Consider the following 18,277-nt stretch of genomic DNA (forward strand, 5'->3'; position numbering starts at 1 on the left):
TCGATATTTTCTAATAGTTTTTTGCTTGTGATGTTGTGTCTTGCTTTACGGCTTTATTGCTCCGCGCTGACGCGAATACCCTGTTGAACAAAACTGTCCCGCAGCTTGCGCGCATACGCCAGCGCATGCTCGCCGTCCCCGTGCAGGCAGACAGTTTCCGCCTGAACGGCGGCCCAGACGCCATCCACGCTGCGCACCCGGTGATGGCGCACCATCTCCAGCGTTTGCGCCAGCGCCTGTTCGTCATCCTCGATCAATGCCCCCGGCAAACCGCGCGGCACCAGCGTGCCGTCGGCCTGATAACCGCGATCGGCGAACACCTCCTGCCGGGTGGTCAGACCGAGCCGTTGCCCGGCGCGGATCAGCTCGCTGCCGGCCAGCCCCACCAGCCGCAGCGCCGGATCGACCGCCTGCACCGCCCGGGCGATCGCTTCCGCCAGCGCCGGTTCAACCGCCGCCTGGTTATACAGCATGCCATGCGGCTTAACATGTACCATCACTCCCCCCTCAGCGCGGGCGATGGCCGCCAGCGCCCCGAGCTGATACACCACCTGCGCGTACACCGTTTCCGGCGGCAGCTGCATGCGGGTGCGGCCGAAGTTCTCCCGATCGGGAAAACTCGGATGGGCGCCGATCGCCACGCCGTACTGCAATGCCCAGCGCACCGATTGACGCATGGTCTGCGCATCGCCGGCGTGGAAGCCGCAGGCGATGTTGGCCGAGCTCACCAATTGCAACAGCGCCTGATCGTTGGCGCAGCCTTCGCCGAGATCGGCGTTCAAATCAACGATCATGTAACCCCCAGGCAATCTGTCGAAGGAAGAGATCCTGCTCGGCTTTGGCGCGCTGCGCCTCCGTCAGTGAGCAGAGAACGAAGTGGATCGGTTCGCCGAGACGGATCTGCGCCAAGTGGTAGAGATCGGCTTCGATCACGCAGGCAATACGCGGGTAACCGCCGGTGGTTTGTGCATCGGCCATCAGCACGATCGGCTGGCCGTTATGCGGCACCTGCACCACGCCGGGCATCAGGCCATGCGACAGCATCTCGCGGTCGGTGGTGCGCTCCAGCGGCGTACCGCCGTGCAGGCGGTAGCCCATGCGGTTGCTCTGCGGGCTGAGCTGCCAGGCGGTGCGCCAAAACGTATCCTGCGCCTCTTCGCTGAATTCGGCGTACTCCGGCCCCGGCAGCGCGCGGATGCGGTTGGTGAACAGCAGCTGTTTCACGCCGCAGCGATGTTGTGGTTGAGCGGCTGATTTGCCCAGCGGCAGCCGATCGCCGTCCTTCAGGTTACGGCCTTCGTGGCCGCCAAAGGCGGCTTTCATGTCGGTGCTGCACGAGCCCAGCATTTCCGGCACGGCGATACCGCCCGAGATCGCCAGGTAGCTGCGCATGCCGCGTTTCGGCGTGCCCAGCGCCAGCCGCTGCCCCTTTTTCACCGGGTAGCGCCAGCCGGTCCACAGCGGCTTGCCGTCCAGCTGCGCGTCGCAGCCGGCGCCGGTCAGGGCAATCCAGCCAGAGCGGGTAAACTCGGCGCTGAACTGGCCGAGCGTGATCTCCAGCCCGGCGGCCTCCGGCGCGTTGCCCACCAGCAGGTTGGCGATCTTCAGCGCCGGTTGATCCAACGCCCCGCCGGTGCTGATGCCCAGGCGGCGGAATCCCTCGCGGCCCAAATCCTGCACCGTGGTATAGATGCCGGCACGCAGAATAATCAGCATACGCCCTCCTTCTGCGGCACGAAGCGCACGCTATCGCCCGGGCGCAGCAGCGTCGGCGGCATTTCATGCGGATTGAACAACGCCAGCGGCGTGCGGCCAATCAGTTGCCAGCCGCCGGGTGTCACCAGCGGATAGATGCCGGTCTGGCCGCCGCCGATGCCGACGGAGCCGGCCGCCACCGCCAGACGCGGTTCGGCGCGGCGCGGCGTCGCCAATTTTTCCGGCATGCCGCCCAAATAGGAGAAGCCCGGCTGAAAGCCGAGGAAATAGACCACATAGGCCGCCGCCGCGTGGCATTCCACCACCTGCCGCGGGGTCATGCCGGTATGGCGCGCCACGTCATCCAGATCGGGGCCTTGCTCCCCGCCGTAGACCACCGGAATATCCACCTGGCGCGACTCCGGCGTCAGGCGCTCTTTGCTTTCCCAACCCTGCTGCAGCAACGCAAGCATCGCTTCGGCGTCGGCCTGCGGCGTATGCAGCAACAGCGTCAGGTTGTTCATCCCCGGCACCACTTCCCGCACGTCGGGGTGGTGATTCAGCTTTTCCGCCAGCGCCCAGATGCGCTGCTGGCTCGGTAAGGTCACCGGCGGCGACAGTTCAAGCACTACCGCTCTTTCACCCAACAGGTAATAACGTGCTTGTTGCACCCTTATTCTCCTTATTATTATCGCGATGAAAAACACACCAGTTATGCGTGACGCGGCCCCGGCTGTCAATAGAACGCAACCATAAGGAAAATAAGGAAATAGCGCGATAAAAGGATTCAGCCGGCGCACAGGCCGGGCTGGATCCGGGGAAGAAAAAAATCAGGCGGGATTCGGGATATCGATAAAGGTCACATCAAAGCCGTGGTGCTGGGCCAGCCAGTCCCCCAACGCTTTCACGCCACCGCGCTCGGTCGCATGGTGACCGGCGGCGAAGAAATGCACGCCCATTTCGCGCGCGCTATGAATGGTCTGTTCAGACACTTCACCGCTGATGAACGCATCGACGCCGAAGCGCGCCGCGCTGTCGATAAAGCCCTGGCCACCGCCGGTGCACCAGGCCACCCGGCGAATGTGCTCAGGCGCGTTATCGCCGCAGTGCAGCACCGCGCGCCCCAGCCGGCTTTCGATACGCTGCTGCAGCGCCTCGCCGGTCAGCGGCTGTTCAAATTCGCCGTGTGGCACCAGCGGCTCGACGTCGCCAATCACCCGAATGCCCAGCGCCTGCGCCAGCTGCGCGTTGTTACCCAGCACCGGATGCGCGTCCAGCGGCAGGTGGTAGCCGTACAGGTTAATATCGTGAGTCAACAGCGTTTTCAGACGATTGCGCTTCATGCCGCGCACCGCCGGCGCCTCATTTTTCCAGAAATAGCCGTGGTGCACGATAATCGCGTCGGCCTGATGCGCCACCGCGGCATCCAGCAGCGCCTGACAGGCGGTGACGCCGGTCACGATGCGCTGCACGTGCGGGCGGCCTTCTACCTGCAATCCGTTAGGGGCGTAGTCCTGAAACGCCGCGGCGTTCAGTTCCGTATTGATCAGTTGTTCCAGATCGAGGTTACGCATTCTCTTCTCTCTTCATAGTCAAAATGTCTGCCGGTCGCCCTGCGCCATCAGGATGAATTTCACGCCCAGATCGTTGCCCTGCGCCAGCTGCTGCGCAATGGCGGCGCGCGTGTCTTCGCCCTGCTTCAGGCTGGGCTTGATGTGGCTGATCACCACCGGCAGACCGTTCAGCGAACCTTCACCGCCGCTGTACTGCGTCAGGTTCTTCAACTCCTTCAGCAGCCAGGCCGGCGTCAAATGGCCGTACAGATGTTTATCCTCCATCCCATTGGGGTACGAGGTTTCGATAATCATGCCTTTGAGCTTTTTCTGCTCGACAAGCGGCCCCAGCGTGCGCCAGACGGTATCGAGATCGCGTGATTGCTCCACCTTATCCGGCCCGGTATCGCCGAAGTAGGCGAAGAACTCGCTGCCGTTGGAAATCAGCAGCATCGACGACGGGTAGCGATCGTGGCTAAGCGGGTACATCACGCCGGTCAACCCGGTCAGGCCGAGGGTAAAGCGCTGCTGCGGCCGCACCGTTTGCAGCCGGTAGGTGCCCAGCCGCGAACCGTTGCCGGCGTCGGTAAAGTTCGGCCAGGCCTTCCAGTTGAAGTAGTGATTACGCAGGGTCAGCACGGTGTCCGCCTGGGCGTAAACGGTTTTTTTATTGTCCTCGGGCGAGCCGACGATCAGCCCCGCCACGTGGTCCAGATGGCCATGGCTGATAAAGTAACTGCCGATCAACTGCCGGAACACATAGCCCTGCGGCGTGTAAGGCGCGGCCAGCTCGGGGGTCACCTGCGGGAAACTGCCCTTCTCCAACCCTTTGGCGATGCCCGGTAGCAGCGAGCCGGCGTCCAGCGCCACATACTGCGGCTGATTATCGCTGCGGATCAGATAAGAGGTCAGGTTGCCGTCGCTAACGCCGCCGTCGACGCCCAGCGCCACCACGTCAAAGCCGGCTATCGCCAGCGCCGAATAGCCGCTCAGGCACAGGGCCAGCACCTTTTTCATCATTGCGTCGCTCCTTGCAGTTGCCTCAAGACTCTCCCCGTTTCGCCGCCTCGAACGCCGCCAACGTCTCCATGCGGGCTTGTTTGTGATCGACGATCGGCAGCGGGTAGTTCAGCGTGCATCGCTGCTTTTCCGCCCAGCGATGGGGATGATGGATGTCATTGTCGGGCACATCCGCCAGTTCCGGCAACCATTTACGGATAAAAGTGCCTTGTGGATCAAAACGTTCACCCTGGGTGGTCGGGTTGAAGATGCGGAAATACGGCGCGGCGTCGGTGCCGGTGGAGGCCGCCCACTGCCAGCCGCCGTTGTTGGCCGCCAGATCCCCGTCCAGCAGTTGCGACATGAAATAGCGCTCCCCGGCGCGCCAGTCGATCAGCAGATCTTTCACCAGAAAACTGGCGCTGATCATGCGCAGCCGGTTGTGCATCCAGCCGGTGGCATTCAGTTGGCGCATGGCGGCATCGACGATCGGATAACCGGTTTCGCCCCGCTGCCAGGCCTGCAGCTTCGCCGCGTCATCGCACCAGCGCACCTTGTCCGTCCAGGCGATAAATGGCCGATAGCGGCACAACGCGGGATAAGCCACCAGCAGATGACGGTAGAACTCGCGCCAAATCAGCTCGTTCAGCCAGGCGAAAGCGCCGCTCTCGCGATCTTCCAGCAGCTGCGGGCATTCGGCGCGCAGGCGGTTGAAGCACTGGCGCGGCGACAGCGCACCGATCGCCAGATAGGGCGACAGGCTGCTGGTGCCGGCGATGGCGGGCAGATCGCGCTGCCGAAGGTAATCCTGCACCTGCTCACGACAAAAGGCGCGCAGCCGCTGCAGCGCGGCCTCCTCGCCGGCGGGATAGTCATCCCCAATTTCCGCCGCGGGATAATCGAACGCCGCCGGCGCCTCAGGCGCAGGCAACGCGCCCTCGGCACGGATCTTCGGCGCCGGCAGGCAGCTCACGTCGGACTCGGTCAGGCGCTGAATAAAGGCGTTGCGAAACGGCGTATAAACCTTGTACATCTCGCCGCCGCCGGTGAGCACGCTGCCCGGCGGCAACAGCAGGCTGTCATCAAAACCGTGGCACGTTACCCGTCCACTCAACTGCTGCTCCAGCCGCACATCGCGTCGCCGTTCATTCAGTTCATACTGGCGGTTGTAAAACAGCGCATCTACCTGCTCTCGCTCGCAATAGTCCGCCAGCCAGTCGATCGACGCGGCAAAGTCCGCACAGGCATGGCAATGCAGCGCAATGCCCTTTTGCGCCAGCGCCTGTTGCACCGCCTGCAGGCTGGCGTGGATCAGCGCCGCCTGCCGCGGCGCCATCTCATGTTGCCGCCACTGCTCCGGTGTGGCGATAAACACCGCCAGCACCCGGGCTTTCGGATCGCTGCAGGCGGCGTGCAGGGCTTTGTTGTCGGTGATACGCAGATCGTTACGCAACCAGACCAGATGCGTGGTCATAAAACTCCTTGTCAATCAATGGCCGTAACGCAAACGCAGCGCCTCCGGGTAAGGTTCGAAATAGCGTTGTTCCGCCAGATAGCGATCGGGGTATTCCGCCATGTAATGCTTGAGCAGCGCGATCGGCGCCAGCAGCGGCTGCATGCCCTGCCGGTAGCGATCGATCAGGTGCGCCAGCTCCTGGCGCTGCGCCGCGCTAAGCTGACGACGGAAATAGCCCTGCACGTGCATTAACACGTTGGTGTGGTTGCGCCGCGTCGCTTTGTGCGCCAACAGCGCCATCAGGCGGCTGCGGTATTCCACGGCGAAGGCCTCCAGCGAGTCCCAGCGGTGAATATCGGCGACGAAGCGCCCCAGCTCGCGGTACGCCGGCTGCGAATGCGCCAGCAGCGACAGCTTGTAGCGGCTGTGAAACGCGATCAGCCCGCCGCGGGTCAGCCCCTGACGCCACAGCATGTTCAACTCATACAGCGCGTACACTCGCTCGATAAAGTTTTCCCGCAGCGCCGCATCCTGCAATCGTCCATCTTCTTCCACCGGCAGCCACGGCATCTGACGCAGCAGCTCGGCGGTAAACAGCCCAACGCCGTTTTTACGCGAGTCCTTGCCGTTCTCGCTGTAGACCCGCACCCGTTCCAGGCCGCAGCTCGGCGACTTGGCGCAGACGATATAGCCGCACAGGTGCTGCAACGCGGCCACGCGCTGCGCTGAGAAACTGCGCATCTCCTCGGTCAGATCCACGCCGGCGTCGTTGCTGTAGCGCATCGCCGGCCACGGCTGCGCCTGTTTCACCAGGCGCAGCGCCGGGCGCGGCGTGGGCAGGCCGATCGCCATTTCCGGGCAAACGGGCTCAAAGCGCACATAGGGCGCCAACTGTTCCACCGCAAAAGCCAGCCGCTTGTGGCCACCGTCGAAACGCACCGCGTCGCCCAGTAAACAGGCGCTGATGCCGATAGGGATCTTGTCGCTCATACCGCTCTCCCATGTTGTTGACCGATGAGGAAAGTGTAGAAGAATGGCTTGCCAAATACGACCTTGCGCTTGATAGGGGTGGCCAGAGGCATAAAAAAACCCCCGCCACAGGGCGAGGGTTTTTTCGTGAATCGGCAGCGACTCAGTAGAAATCGCAGGACGCCAGTTCCGCCTGCTGCAGCCAGACCGGCTTATCGCTGGTTTTTGACCAGACGCGGTGCAGGTAGCTGTAAAAACGCCCGCGATCGCTGCGGAACAGCATCACCGGCAGGGCCAAAATGCCCGCGATAACCACTGCGCTGCGGCGCAGGAGAATCCGATGCAGTGAATAAGCGTGATAGGTCGTAGACATGCGAACCTCCTTAAAAACGCCTGCCGTTGATTTGTCAGGGAAAACGGCGTGGGCGTATCAAATGAACAATCGGTAATTTGGTAACTGAGCAAAATTTTAGCGCACTTGATGAAAGTTTACTACTCATCCGACCACTAAATCGCACAAAAAATCGCTAATCACCGCAGCGATTCGTAATTTTGTTACAGTCAGGTTAATTTTTAACTAATCATGGGTTACATTGTGGTTATTATCCGGTTCCTGCTTCCACGCCTCTGCCCTTGCTTATTCACTCATCAGGCGCAATCTCGCCACCGCCCTGATGGTTGAAATGCTGAATTTCCGCTGAAATTTCAGCCATTTTTATACTTTTTTTACACCCGCCCGCGCGATTTTTTCATCTTCTTTCTACCCCGCTCCCTACACTGCCTCTATCAAAAACAACACCTCTGGAGGTGTCCCGTGAGTTTCAGCGTTATTGGTGGTGCGCTGTTGGTTCTGCTGCTGTTGGCCTATTTGGTCTACGCCCTGTTTAACGCGGAGGATTTCTGATGGCGGCTTCAGCCTTTTTACTGATCGCCAGCTTCCTGCTGGTGCTTCTGCTGCTGGCCCGGCCGCTGGGCGGCTTTATGGCGCGCCTGATCGAAGGTGAGCCGCTGCCTGCGCTGCGCGGGGTGGAAGCCGGCGTCTGGCGCGCCTGCGGCATCCGCGCCACCGAGATGAACTGGTGGCAGTACGCGCTGGCGATCCTGGCGTTCAACCTGCTCGGCCTGGCGTTGCTGTTCGCCCTGCTGATGACGCAGGGCTCGCTGCCGCTCAACCCGCAAGGCTTCCCGGGCCTCTCCTGGGATCTGGCGCTCAACACCGCCGTCAGCTTCGTCACCAACACCAACTGGCAGGCCTACAGCGGTGAAAGCACTCTCAGCTATTTCAGCCAGATGGCCGGGCTGGCGGTGCAGAACTTCGTCTCCGCCTCCACCGGCATCGCCGTGGCCTTTGCGCTGATCCGCGCCTTTACCCGCCGCGCCGGCAAGACCGTCGGCAACGCCTGGGCCGATCTATTCCGCATCACGCTGTATGTGCTGCTGCCGATCGCGCTGCTGATCGCTCTGTTCTTCGTCAGCCAGGGCACGCTGCAAAACTTCCTGCCTTACCTGCACGTCACCACGCTCGAAGGTGCGCAGCAGACGCTGCCGATGGGGCCAGTGGCCTCGCAGGAAGCGATCAAGATGCTCGGCACCAACGGCGGCGGCTTCTTCGGCGCCAACTCGGCGCACCCGTTCGAGAACCCAACCGTGCTGACCAACTTCGTGCAGATGCTGGCCATCTTCCTGATCCCCTGCGCGCTGTGCTTCTCCTTCGGCCAGTTGGCCGGTGAAAACCGTCAGGGCCACGCGCTGATCTGGGCGATGGCGCTGATCTTCGTGGTGGCGGTGGTGGTGGTGATGGTCGCCGAGCTGGCGGGCAACCCGCACCTGAGCGCGCTGGGCGCCGACAGCAACATCAATATGGAAGGCAAAGAGTCGCGCTTCGGCATTCTCGCCACCAGCCTGTTCTCGGTGGTGACCACCGCCGCGTCCTGCGGGGCGGTCAACGCCATGCACGACTCCTTCACCGCGCTGGGCGGCATGGTACCGATGTGGCTGATGCAGATCGGTGAGGTGGTGTTCGGCGGCGTAGGCTCCGGCCTGTACGGCATGCTGCTGTTCGTACTGCTGACGGTATTTATCGCCGGTCTGATGATCGGCCGCACCCCGGAATACCTGGGCAAAAAGATCGACGTTTACGACATGAAGATGACCGCGCTAGCGATCCTGGTCACGCCGACGCTGGTGTTGCTGGGCAGCGCGCTGGCCATCGGCACCGACGCGGGCCGCGCCGGCATCCTCAACCCGGGCGCTCACGGCTTCAGCGAAGTGCTGTACGCCCTGTCCTCCGCCGCCAACAACAACGGCAGCGCCTTCGCCGGGTTGAGCGTCAATACGCCGTTCTACAACCTGCTGCTGGCCTTCGCCATGTTTGTCGGCCGCTTCGGGGTGATCCTGCCGGTGCTGGCGATCGCCGGTTCGCTGAGCGCCAAACAACGCCAGCCGGCGGGCAACGGCACCCTGCCGACCTATGGGCCGCTGTTTATCGGCCTGCTGATCGGCACCGTATTGCTGGTGGGCGCACTGACCTTCGTGCCGGCGCTGGCGCTGGGCCCGGTGGCCGAGCATTTGCAGCTTTGGTTGGCAAACTAACCGACGTCACAGAGAGAGAATAAGAGATGACTCGCAAACAACGCGCGCTGTTTGAACCCGCCCTGGTGCGCACCGCGCTGATCGATGCGGTGAAAAAACTGGACCCTCGCGTTCAATGGCGCAACCCGGTGATGTTCGTGGTGTATATCGGCAGCATTCTGACCACCGCCATCTGGCTGGCGATCCTCACCGGCCAAACCGACGGCGCCGCCGCCTTTACCGGCAGCGTCGCCCTGTGGTTATGGTTCACCGTGCTGTTCGCCAACTTCGCTGAGGCGCTGGCCGAAGGCCGCAGCAAAGCCCAGGCGGAAAGCCTGAGGGGCACCAAGAAAACCAGCTGGGCGAAAAAGCTGGCCGGCCCGCGCCGCGACGGCGCCACGGAGAAAGTGGCCGCCGAAAGCCTGCGCAAAGGTGATATCGTACTGGTGGAAGCCGGCGATACCGTCCCGTGCGACGGCGAAGTGCTGGAAGGCGGTGCCTCGGTAGATGAAAGCGCCATCACCGGCGAATCCGCCCCGGTGATCCGCGAATCCGGCGGGGACTTCTCCTCGGTCACCGGCGGCACCCGCGTGCTGTCCGACTGGCTGGTGGTACAGTGCAGCGTCAACCCGGGGGAAACCTTCCTCGATCGCATGATCGCCATGGTGGAAGGCGCCAAGCGCCGCAAAACGCCGAACGAGATCGCGCTGACTATTCTGCTGGTGGCGCTGACCATCGTGTTCGTCCTGGCCACCGCCACCCTGTTCCCGTTCTCGCAATACAGCGTGGAAGCGGCCGGCAGCGGCAGCGTGGTCACCATCACCGTGCTGGTCGCCTTGCTGGTTTGCCTGATCCCCACCACCATCGGTGGCCTGCTGTCCGCCATCGGCGTGGCCGGGATGAGCCGCATGCTCGGCGCCAACGTGATCGCCACCAGCGGCCGCGCGGTGGAAGCCGCCGGCGACGTGGACGTGCTTCTGCTGGATAAAACCGGCACCATCACGCTGGGCAACCGCCAGGCTTCAGAGTTCCTGCCGGCGCCGGGCGTGAAAGAGCAAGAGCTGGCGGACGCCGCGCAGCTGGCCTCGCTGGCGGACGAAACGCCGGAAGGCCGCAGCATCGTGGTGCTGGCCAAACAGCGCTTCAACCTGCGCGAACGCGATCTGCAGGCGCTGAACGCCACCTTCGTGCCCTTCTCCGCCCAGACCCGCATGAGCGGCGTCAACGTGCAGGAGCGCATGATCCGCAAAGGCGCGGTGGATGCCATTCGCCGTCACGTCGAAACCAATCAGGGGCACTTCCCGCGGGCGGTGGACGATCTGGTGGAAAGCGTGGCGCGCACCGGCGGCACGCCGCTGGTGGTGGCGGAAGGCGCCCGAGTGCTGGGCGTGGTGGCGCTGAAGGATATCGTCAAGGGCGGCATCAAGGAACGCTTCAATGAGCTGCGCAAGATGGGCATCAAAACGGTGATGATCACCGGCGATAACCCGCTGACCGCGGCGGCGATCGCCGCCGAAGCCGGAGTGGACGACTTCCTGTCGGAAGCCACGCCGGAAGCCAAGCTGGCGCTGATCCGCCAGTATCAGGCGGAAGGCCGTCTGGTGGCGATGACCGGCGACGGCACCAACGACGCCCCGGCGCTGGCGCAGGCCGATGTGGCGGTGGCGATGAACTCCGGCACCCAGGCCGCCAAAGAGGCGGGCAACATGGTCGATCTGGATTCCAATCCGACCAAGCTGATCGAAGTGGTACACATCGGCAAACAGATGCTGATGACGCGCGGCTCGCTGACCACCTTCAGCATCGCCAACGACGTGGCCAAATACTTCGCCATTATTCCGGCGGCGTTCGCGGCCACCTATCCGCAGCTGAACGCGCTGAACGTGATGCACCTGCACTCCCCTGCCTCCGCCATCATGTCGGCGGTGATCTTCAACGCCCTGGTGATCGTGTTCCTGATCCCGCTGGCGTTGAAAGGGGTGAGTTACAAACCGATGAGCGCCGCGGCCTTGCTGCGCCGCAACCTGTGGCTGTACGGGGTCGGCGGCCTGCTGGTGCCGTTCGTCGGCATCAAACTGATCGACCTGATCCTGGTCGCGCTGCACGTCGCCGGTTAACCATTGAGGGAAATGAACATGACGTATTTACGACCTGCGCTGGTGATGCTGATCCTGCTGACGTTGATCACCGGCATCGCCTATCCGCTGCTGACCACCGGGCTGGCGCAGCTGCTGTTTTCGGGGGCGGCCAACGGTTCGCTGCTGTACCAGGGCGACAAGGCGGTCGGCTCCGCACTGATCGGCCAGAACTTCACGCGCGCCGACTATTTCTGGGGCCGCCCATCGGCCACCGGCGATTCGGCCTATAATTCGCTGGCCTCCGCCGGCAGCAACCTGGCGGCCACCAACCCGGCGCTGGATAAGGCTATCGCCGAGCGCGCAGCGCAGCTGCGCCAGGCCAATCCTGCGATGAGCGGCCCGATCCCGGTCGATCTGCTGACCGCCTCCGGCAGTGGGTTGGATCCGCAGATCTCGATCGCCGCGGCGCGGTATCAGCTGGCGCGGGTCGCGGCGGCGCGTCATTTGCCGCCGAAACAGGTCGCCAAACTGATCGAAGACAACACCGATCGGGCCACGCCCAACTTCATGGGCGAATCGGTGGTGAACGTGTTGAAGCTGAACCTGGCGCTGGATGCGTTGAAGTAACGCGCCGTATTCAGCATAGTGATAGGGTTCGGCATGCCGAACCCCTTTTTGCTTGGTAACACAAGGAATTGTCATGGTCGAAGAAGAACAGCAGCGTCCCGATCCCGACAGCCTGCTGGCGCTGGCCAATGAAAAACCGCGCGGCCGGTTGAAGGTATTCTTCGGCGCCTGCGCCGGCGTCGGCAAGACCTACGCCATGCTGCAGGAGGCCCAGCGCTTGCGCGCTCAGGGGCTGGACGTGTTGGTCGGCGTGGTGGAAACCCACGGCCGCAGCGAGACCGCCGCCCTGCTCGACGGCCTGGCGCTGCTGCCGCAAAAGCGCATCCAGCATCGCGGGCGACTGGTGCATGAATTCGACCTCGACGCCGCGTTGGCGCGCCACCCGGCGCTGATCCTGATGGACGAACTGGCGCACAGCAACGCCCACGGTTCGCGCCACCCCAAACGCTGGCAGGATGTGGAAGAGCTGCTGGACGCCGGCATCGACGTGCTGACGACCGTCAACGTGCAACATTTGGAAAGTCTGAACGACGTGGTGGGCGGCGTGACCGGCGTGCGGGTGCGCGAAACGGTGCCCGACCACGTGTTTGACGAGGCCAGCGAAGTGGTGCTGGTCGATCTGCCGCCGGACGATCTGCGCCGACGGCTGCACGAAGGCAAAGTGTATATTCCCGGCCAAGCCGAGCGCGCCATCGAGCACTTCTTCCGCAAAGGTAACCTGATCGCCCTGCGCGAGCTGGCGCTGCGCCGCACCGCCGATCGGGTCGATGACCAGATGCGCGAATTTCGTGACACTCAGGGACGCGAGAAAGTGTGGCACACCCGCGACAGCATTCTGCTGTGCGTCGGCCACAATAGCGGCAACGAAAAGCTGGTGCGCATCGCCGCCCGGCTGGCGGCGCGGCTTGGCTGCCACTGGCATGCGGTCTACGTGGAAACCCCCAAGCTGCACCGGCTGCCGGAAAACCAGCGCCGCGCCATTCTGCGCGCGCTGCGGCTGGCGCAGGAACTGGGTGCCGAAACCGCTACCCTGGCCGATCCGTCCGAAGAGCGTGCGGTGCTGCGCTACGCCCGCGAGCATAACCTCGGCAAAATCATCATCGGCCGCCGCAGCGAGCAGCGCTGGAAGCTGCGCGGCAGCTTCGCCGATCGCCTCGGCCGGCTGGGCCCGGATCTCGATCTGGTGATCGTCGCGCTGGAGAGCGACGCCGCACAGCCGCCGCCGGGCAAGGAGCACGACGGCCGCAGCTTCAATGAGAAATGGCGCATGCAGCTGCGCGGCTGCGCGGTGGCGGTGGCGCTGTGCGCACTGATCACCCTGCTCTCGCAGTGGCTGCTGCCGGGCTTCGATCAGGCCAACCTGGTGATGGTCTACCTGCTCGGCGTGGCGATCGTCGCACTGTTCTTCGGCCGCTGGCCATCGGTGCTGGCAGCGGTGATCAACGTCGCCAGTTTCGATCTGTTCTTCGTTCAGCCCGAATGGTCGTTCGCCGTCAGCGATATGCAGTATCTGCTGACCTTCGGCGTGATGCTCGCCGTCGGCATCATCATCGGCAACCTGACCGCCGGGGTGCGTTATCAGGCCCGGGTGGCGCGCTATCGCGAGCAGCGGGCGCGCCATCTGTACGAAATGTCGCGCGGGCTGAGCCGCGCGCTGACCGTGGCCGACATCGCCAACACCAGCCGTCATTTCCTCTCCAGCAGCTTCCAGGCGAAAACCGTGCTGCTGCTGCCGCAGGAAGGCGGCCGGCTGCAGCAAATGGTCGGCGAGGAAGGCGGGCTGCTGTCGGTAGACGAAGCCATCGCGCGCTGGAGTTTCGATAAAGGCTTGCCGGCCGGCGCCGGCACCGACACCCTGCCCGGCGTGCCTTACCAACTTCTACCGCTCAATACCCCCAAGCAGACCTTCGGCCTGTTGGCGATCGAGCCCAATAACCTGCGCCAGCTGATGGTGCCGGAACAGCAGCGGTTGCTGCAAACCTTCGCAGTGCTGATCGCCAGCGCGCTGGAACGGCTGCACCTGGCGCGCAGCGCCGAAGAAGCCAAGCTGGACGCCGAACGCGAACAGCTGCGCAACTCGCTGCTGGCGGCGCTGTCGCACGATCTGCGCACGCCGCTGACGGTACTGTTCGGCCAGGCGGAAATCCTCACGCTGGACCTGGCGGCCGAAGGCTCCAATCACGCCACCCAGGCCAGCCAGATCCGCCAGCAGGTGCTGAGCACCACCCGGCTGGTGAACAACCTGCTGGATATGGCGCGCATCCAGTCCGGCGGTTTCAGCCTGCGCAAAGAGTGGCAGTCGCTGGAAGAGATCGTCGGCGCTTCGCTGCACATGCTGGAGCCGCTGCTCAGCCAGCATCCGATCGAGGTCGAGCTGCCGCCGGAACAGATCCTGGTCAACTGCGACGGTAGCCTGCTGGAACGGGTGTTCACCAACCTGTTGGAAAACGCCAATAAATACGCCGGCGCCGAGGCCACCATCGGCATTCGCGCCCGCACGCTGCCCGAGTGGCTGGAAGTCGAGGTCTGGGATAACGGCCCCGGCATCCCCGCCGATCAGCTGCAGCTAATTTTCGACAAGTTTTCACGCGGCAATAAAGAGTCGGCGATCCCCGGCGTCGGCTTGGGGTTAGCGATTTGTCGTGCCATTATTGAAGTGCATGACGGCCGCATCTGGGCGGAAAACGGCGCCAACGGCGGCGCCAGCTTCCGCTTCGTGCTGCCGCTGGAAAAACCGCCCGAGATCGACGGCGACGCCTTCGATCTGTAATCAACGCAGGGGAAACGTGAGCATAACGCCAACCAACATTCTGATTGTTGAAGATGAAAAAGAGATCCGCCGCTTCGTGCGCACCGCGCTGGAGAGCGAAGGCCTGCGGGTATTTGAAAGTGAAACGCTGCAGCGCGGGTTGATTGAAGCCGGCACGCGCAAACCGGATCTGATCATCCTGGATTTGGGCTTGCCGGACGGTGACGGGCTGAGCTACATCCGCGATCTGCGGCAGTGGAGCGCCATTCCAGTGATCGTGCTGTCGGCGCGCAACGCCGAAGAGGACAAGATCGCCGCGCTGGATGCCGGCGCCGACGACTACCTCAGCAAACCGTTCGGCATCGGCGAGCTGCTGGCGCGGGTGCGGGTCGCACTGCGCCGCCACTCAGCTAACCAACAGGAAAGCCCGCTGGTGAGCTTTTCGGCGATTACCGTCGATCTGGTGAATCGCCGGGTGCTGCGCAACGACGAAGATCTGCATCTGACGCCGATCGAGTTTCGCCTGCTGGCGGAGCTGCTGGCCAACGCCGGCAAGGTGATCACCCAACGCCAGCTGTTGAGCCACGTCTGGGGGCCGAACTACGTGGAGCACAGCCACTATCTGCGCATCTACATGGGCCATTTGCGGCAGAAGCTCGAAGCCGATCCGGCCCGGCCCAAACACCTGCTGACCGAAACCGGCGTCGGCTATCGCTTCATGCCTTAACCCCGGTGGGCGCGGTTTGCCGCGCCTTTACGCCGCCGGGCCCTTCTTCAATCCGACCATAAATTCCTTAAACGCCTCGCGCAGCGGAGCGAACACCGGGTGTTTGCGGTTTTCGATCATCACTTCGGAGAACAGCTTCAATCCTACGGCGAAGGCCGCGCTCTGCTCGGGGCCGAAGTTCAGATCGTCACGCGCCCGAATGCGCTCGACGATCTCGAGAATATCGTCGTGGTTGGTCACCTCAAAACTCAGCGGTGCTTTCTCGACGGGGTTGCCCTGGCGATCGCTCAGGGCTTCAACGGTAATGTTAAAACGGTGGCCGGGCATCAGTTCTTCTCCTGCTGCGTGGGTTGAATATGCATTTCGCTTTCGATCGCCGCCACGGCGGTCAGCAACGCGGCGTTGATGCGCTCCACCTGCTGCGGCGTGAGATCGGCGCGCATCACGTTGCCGCGCAGCAGGCTGCGCAGACGGTTCATGGCGTCGTAGATGCCTTCCGCCAGGTTGCCGTGCCGATGATGCTCGCGGCCGGCGCCCGCCAGGCGCGCCAGAATGACGTCAACCACCTGTTGATGCTTTTGCAGCTCGCCCTCGCCCGCCACGGTGATACGGTAGCTTTTGCGGCCGTTGCCGGTGGTGAGCGGCTCAAGGAAATCCTGTTCTTCCAGCAGCGTCAGCGTGGGGTAAATCACCCCCGGGCTCGGCACGTACAGGCCGGATGACGCTTCCTCGATCGCCTTGATCAATTCGTACCCGTGGCTGGGCTTGCGCGCCACCAACGCCAGCAACACCAGGCGCAGATCGCCGTGTTCGAACAGACGATGACGCCCGCCCCGGCCACCACGCCCACCTCGGCCGTGTTCTTCGCCTTCGCCGCCGAAGTGATGGCGCCCGCCGCGATGACGGCGGCCCTCTTCGCACTCATGATGGTGGTGGTGATGCCGGTGTAAATCTAATCGATGAAACATAAGGTGATACCTCGCTTAACAGTGAACATCAATACGAGGTTGTTTAGATATATCTAAACAGCGTCGATAGCGCTAATCTAGATCGATATATCTAAATGCGCAAGCACGTACCGTGAAAAAGATATATCTAAATTACAGGCATAAAAAAAGCGCTGTAAAAACAGCGCTTTTTATCCATCAAGAAAAGCGATTACTTGGCGGAAGCCAGCACTTCGCTGACGATCTCGACCGCTTCGTGCTCAATCTTCTCGCGGTGTTCCGCCCCGAGGAAGCTCTCGCAGTAGATCTTGTAAGCCTCTTCAGTACCGGAAGGACGGGCCGCGAACCAGCCATTGTCAGTCATCACTTTCAAGCCGCCGATCGACGCGCCGTTGCCCGGCGCCGCGGTCAGACGTGCGGTGATCGGATCCCCGCCCAGCGTACTGGCCTTGACCATCTCCGGCGACAGTTTGGACAGCGCCGCTTTCTGCGCATGGGTTGCCGGCGCCTGGATGCGGTTGTAGCTCGGCGCGCCGAAGCGCTTGGCCAGATCGTCATAATGATGCTGCGGGTTCTCACCGGTTACCGCGGTGATTTCAGCCGCCAGCAGGCACATGATGATACCGTCTTTGTCGGTCGACCACGGCTGGCCGTTGAAGCGCAGGAACGAGGCCCCAGCGCTTTCTTCGCCGCCGAAGCCCAGGCTGCCGTCGAACAGGCCGTCCACGAACCACTTGAAGCCGACCGGCACTTCCACCAGCTTGCGCCCCAGGTCAGCCACCACGCGGTCGATCATCGCGCTGGATACCAGCGTTTTACCTACCGCCACATCGGCGCCCCACTGCGGGCGATGTTGGAACAGGTAGTTGATGGCTACCGCCAGATAGTGGTTCGGGTTCATCAGGCCCTTCGGCGTGACGATGCCGTGACGGTCGTAATCCGGATCGTTGGCGAACGCCAGATCGAATTTGTCGCGCAGCGCCAGCAGGCCGGCCATCGCCGACTCGGACGAGCAGTCCATGCGGATGATGCCGTCATGGTCCAGGTGCATAAAGCGGAAGGTCTGATCGATGGAGTCGTTCACCAGCGTCAGATCCAGCTTGTAGTGTTCCGCCACCCGCTGCCAATAGGCGATGCCGGAGCCGCCGAGCGGATCCACGCCCAGCTTCAGGCCGGCGCGTTGAATGGCCGGCATGTCGACCACGTCAACCAGGCCTTCGACATAAGGCTGCACCAGATCTTTGGCATGCAGGTGGCCGCTGTTCCAGGCCTTATCCAGCGACTGACGCTGAACGCCTTTCAACTGCTGCGCCAGCAGTTCGTTGGCGCGCTTCTCGATCACCGACGTCAGGTTGGTGTCAGCCGGGCCGCCGTTCGGCGGATTGTATTTGATACCGCCATCTTCCGGCGGGTTATGGGACGGCGTAATGACGATGCCGTCGGCCTGCGCGCCGCCGCGGCGGTTGTGGCACAGAATGGCGTGCGATACCGCCGGCGTTGGCGTGAAGCCGTTGTTTTCCTGCACGATCACATCGACGCCGTTGGCGGTCAGCACTTCCAGCACGGAAATGAAGGCCGGCTCGGACAGTGCATGGGTGTCTTTGCCCACGTAGCACGGGCCGGTAGTGCCTTGCTGATGACGAACTTCGGCGATCGCCTGAGCGATGGCGAGGATGTGCGCTTCGTTGAAGCTGTGGCGCTGCGCGCTGCCGCGGTGGCCGGAGGTACCAAACTTCACCGCATGTGCGGCATTGCCGGCTTCCGGTTGCAGCACATAGTACTGCGACGTCAGCTGGGCTACGTTGATCAGATCGCTTTGGCGGGCGGGCTGCCCGGCACGTGGATTATTCGCCATCGACATATCTCCCTCATCCCTGTCGGTGACCGGGCAAATACGTCGCGCACG

Annotated in this window: 17 protein-coding genes; 6 read left to right on the top strand and 11 right to left on the bottom strand. The window is 63.0% G+C overall.

Annotated features, from left to right (window positions below; all coding sequences use genetic code 11):
* Positions 1–53: 53 nt before the first annotated feature.
* The 8 genes from pxpA to N6G83_RS12780 form a co-directional block, all read right to left on the bottom strand.
* Positions 54–794, bottom strand: coding sequence for a 5-oxoprolinase subunit PxpA (gene pxpA, locus N6G83_RS12745; RefSeq protein ID WP_043136590.1), 741 nt, complete (start codon positions 792–794; stop codon positions 54–56).
* The gene (pxpC, locus tag N6G83_RS12750; RefSeq protein WP_025301875.1) at positions 784–1,716 is read right to left on the bottom strand and encodes a 5-oxoprolinase subunit PxpC; all 933 of its coding nucleotides are present in this window, start codon (positions 1,714–1,716) and stop codon (positions 784–786) included. The genes pxpA and pxpC overlap by 11 nt, the downstream gene beginning before the upstream one ends.
* Positions 1,710–2,366 carry a 5-oxoprolinase subunit PxpB gene (gene pxpB, locus N6G83_RS12755; protein WP_025301874.1) on the bottom strand — a complete coding sequence of 219 codons (657 nt, stop codon included), beginning with the start codon at positions 2,364–2,366 and terminating at the stop codon, positions 1,710–1,712. The genes pxpC and pxpB overlap by 7 nt, the downstream gene beginning before the upstream one ends.
* Positions 2,367–2,525: 159 nt before the next feature.
* Entirely contained in the window at positions 2,526–3,269 is a 744-nt protein-coding gene (locus N6G83_RS12760) for a type 2 GTP cyclohydrolase I (protein WP_025301873.1), read from the bottom strand.
* A gap of 18 nt (positions 3,270–3,287) precedes the next feature.
* The gene (locus N6G83_RS12765) at positions 3,288–4,268 is read right to left on the bottom strand and encodes an MBL fold metallo-hydrolase (RefSeq protein ID WP_025301872.1); all 981 of its coding nucleotides are present in this window, start codon (positions 4,266–4,268) and stop codon (positions 3,288–3,290) included.
* A 22-nt stretch (positions 4,269–4,290) separates the two neighbouring features.
* Positions 4,291–5,721 (bottom strand): deoxyribodipyrimidine photo-lyase, encoded by a 1,431-nt coding sequence (gene phrB, locus N6G83_RS12770; protein WP_260515439.1) that lies wholly within the window; start codon positions 5,719–5,721, stop codon positions 4,291–4,293.
* Positions 5,722–5,736: 15 nt separating this feature from the next.
* On the bottom strand, positions 5,737–6,693 hold the full coding sequence (locus tag N6G83_RS12775) for a YbgA family protein (RefSeq protein WP_025301870.1): 957 nt from the start codon (positions 6,691–6,693) through the stop codon (positions 5,737–5,739).
* A gap of 142 nt (positions 6,694–6,835) precedes the next feature.
* Positions 6,836–7,045, bottom strand: coding sequence for a YbfA family protein (locus tag N6G83_RS12780; RefSeq protein WP_004939916.1), 210 nt, complete (start codon positions 7,043–7,045; stop codon positions 6,836–6,838).
* Between the two features lie 441 nt (positions 7,046–7,486).
* Between N6G83_RS12780 and N6G83_RS12785 the strand changes: the two genes are divergently transcribed.
* The 6 genes from N6G83_RS12785 to kdpE all read left to right on the top strand — a co-directional run bounded on the left by N6G83_RS12785 (position 7,487) and on the right by kdpE (position 15,424).
* Complete coding sequence (locus N6G83_RS12785; protein WP_016928742.1) at positions 7,487–7,576, top strand: K(+)-transporting ATPase subunit F; 90 nt, start codon at positions 7,487–7,489, stop codon at positions 7,574–7,576.
* A complete protein-coding gene (gene kdpA / locus N6G83_RS12790) occupies positions 7,576–9,264 on the top strand; it encodes a potassium-transporting ATPase subunit KdpA (protein ID WP_193402526.1) in 1,689 nt (562 codons plus the stop codon). The genes N6G83_RS12785 and kdpA overlap by 1 nt, the downstream gene beginning before the upstream one ends.
* Before the next feature lie 26 nt (positions 9,265–9,290).
* A complete protein-coding gene (gene kdpB / locus N6G83_RS12795; RefSeq protein ID WP_049295169.1) occupies positions 9,291–11,360 on the top strand; it encodes a potassium-transporting ATPase subunit KdpB in 2,070 nt (689 codons plus the stop codon).
* 18 nt (positions 11,361–11,378) lie between these two features.
* Complete coding sequence (gene kdpC, locus N6G83_RS12800) at positions 11,379–11,948, top strand: potassium-transporting ATPase subunit KdpC (protein ID WP_141997469.1); 570 nt, start codon at positions 11,379–11,381, stop codon at positions 11,946–11,948.
* Between the two features lie 73 nt (positions 11,949–12,021).
* Entirely contained in the window at positions 12,022–14,718 is a 2,697-nt protein-coding gene (gene kdpD / locus N6G83_RS12805) for a two-component system sensor histidine kinase KdpD (RefSeq protein WP_043136571.1), read from the top strand.
* 16 nt (positions 14,719–14,734) lie between these two features.
* The gene (gene kdpE, locus N6G83_RS12810; protein ID WP_016928747.1) at positions 14,735–15,424 is read left to right on the top strand and encodes a two-component system response regulator KdpE; all 690 of its coding nucleotides are present in this window, start codon (positions 14,735–14,737) and stop codon (positions 15,422–15,424) included.
* Positions 15,425–15,451: 27 nt separating this feature from the next.
* Here the strand turns inward: kdpE and N6G83_RS12815 are convergent, their stop codons facing one another.
* From N6G83_RS12815 to pgm, 3 genes are all read right to left on the bottom strand, one after another.
* Positions 15,452–15,751: a DUF3861 domain-containing protein gene (locus N6G83_RS12815; RefSeq protein WP_004939927.1), complete on the bottom strand. Its 300-nt coding sequence runs from the start codon at positions 15,749–15,751 to the stop codon at positions 15,452–15,454.
* The gene (locus tag N6G83_RS12820; RefSeq protein WP_141997465.1) at positions 15,751–16,392 is read right to left on the bottom strand and encodes a PadR family transcriptional regulator; all 642 of its coding nucleotides are present in this window, start codon (positions 16,390–16,392) and stop codon (positions 15,751–15,753) included. The genes N6G83_RS12815 and N6G83_RS12820 overlap by 1 nt, the downstream gene beginning before the upstream one ends.
* A gap of 190 nt (positions 16,393–16,582) precedes the next feature.
* Entirely contained in the window at positions 16,583–18,226 is a 1,644-nt protein-coding gene (gene pgm / locus N6G83_RS12825) for a phosphoglucomutase (alpha-D-glucose-1,6-bisphosphate-dependent) (protein ID WP_016928750.1), read from the bottom strand.
* Positions 18,227–18,277: the final 51 nt, after the last annotated feature.

The organism is Serratia sp. PL7 (genome assembly GCF_945957435.1).

What these genes read in the sequence shown, in the direction of transcription:
- pxpA (WP_043136590.1), bottom strand. Translation starts at nt 794, where the DNA reads ATGATCGTTGATTTGAACGCCGATCTCGGCGAAGGCTGCGCCAACGAT.
- pxpC (WP_025301875.1), bottom strand. Translation starts at nt 1,716, where the DNA reads ATGCTGATTATTCTGCGTGCCGGCATCTATACCACGGTGCAGGATTTG.
- N6G83_RS12760 (WP_025301873.1), bottom strand. Translation starts at nt 3,269, where the DNA reads ATGCGTAACCTCGATCTGGAACAACTGATCAATACGGAACTGAACGCC.
- N6G83_RS12765 (WP_025301872.1), bottom strand. Translation starts at nt 4,268, where the DNA reads ATGATGAAAAAGGTGCTGGCCCTGTGCCTGAGCGGCTATTCGGCGCTG.
- phrB (WP_260515439.1), bottom strand. Translation starts at nt 5,721, where the DNA reads ATGACCACGCATCTGGTCTGGTTGCGTAACGATCTGCGTATCACCGAC.
- N6G83_RS12775 (WP_025301870.1), bottom strand. Translation starts at nt 6,693, where the DNA reads ATGAGCGACAAGATCCCTATCGGCATCAGCGCCTGTTTACTGGGCGAC.
- N6G83_RS12780 (WP_004939916.1), bottom strand. Translation starts at nt 7,045, where the DNA reads ATGTCTACGACCTATCACGCTTATTCACTGCATCGGATTCTCCTGCGC.
- kdpA (WP_193402526.1), top strand. Translation starts at nt 7,576, where the DNA reads ATGGCGGCTTCAGCCTTTTTACTGATCGCCAGCTTCCTGCTGGTGCTT.
- kdpB (WP_049295169.1), top strand. Translation starts at nt 9,291, where the DNA reads ATGACTCGCAAACAACGCGCGCTGTTTGAACCCGCCCTGGTGCGCACC.
- kdpC (WP_141997469.1), top strand. Translation starts at nt 11,379, where the DNA reads ATGACGTATTTACGACCTGCGCTGGTGATGCTGATCCTGCTGACGTTG.
- kdpD (WP_043136571.1), top strand. Translation starts at nt 12,022, where the DNA reads ATGGTCGAAGAAGAACAGCAGCGTCCCGATCCCGACAGCCTGCTGGCG.
- N6G83_RS12815 (WP_004939927.1), bottom strand. Translation starts at nt 15,751, where the DNA reads ATGCCCGGCCACCGTTTTAACATTACCGTTGAAGCCCTGAGCGATCGC.
- N6G83_RS12820 (WP_141997465.1), bottom strand. Translation starts at nt 16,392, where the DNA reads ATGTTTCATCGATTAGATTTACACCGGCATCACCACCACCATCATGAG.
- pgm (WP_016928750.1), bottom strand. Translation starts at nt 18,226, where the DNA reads ATGGCGAATAATCCACGTGCCGGGCAGCCCGCCCGCCAAAGCGATCTG.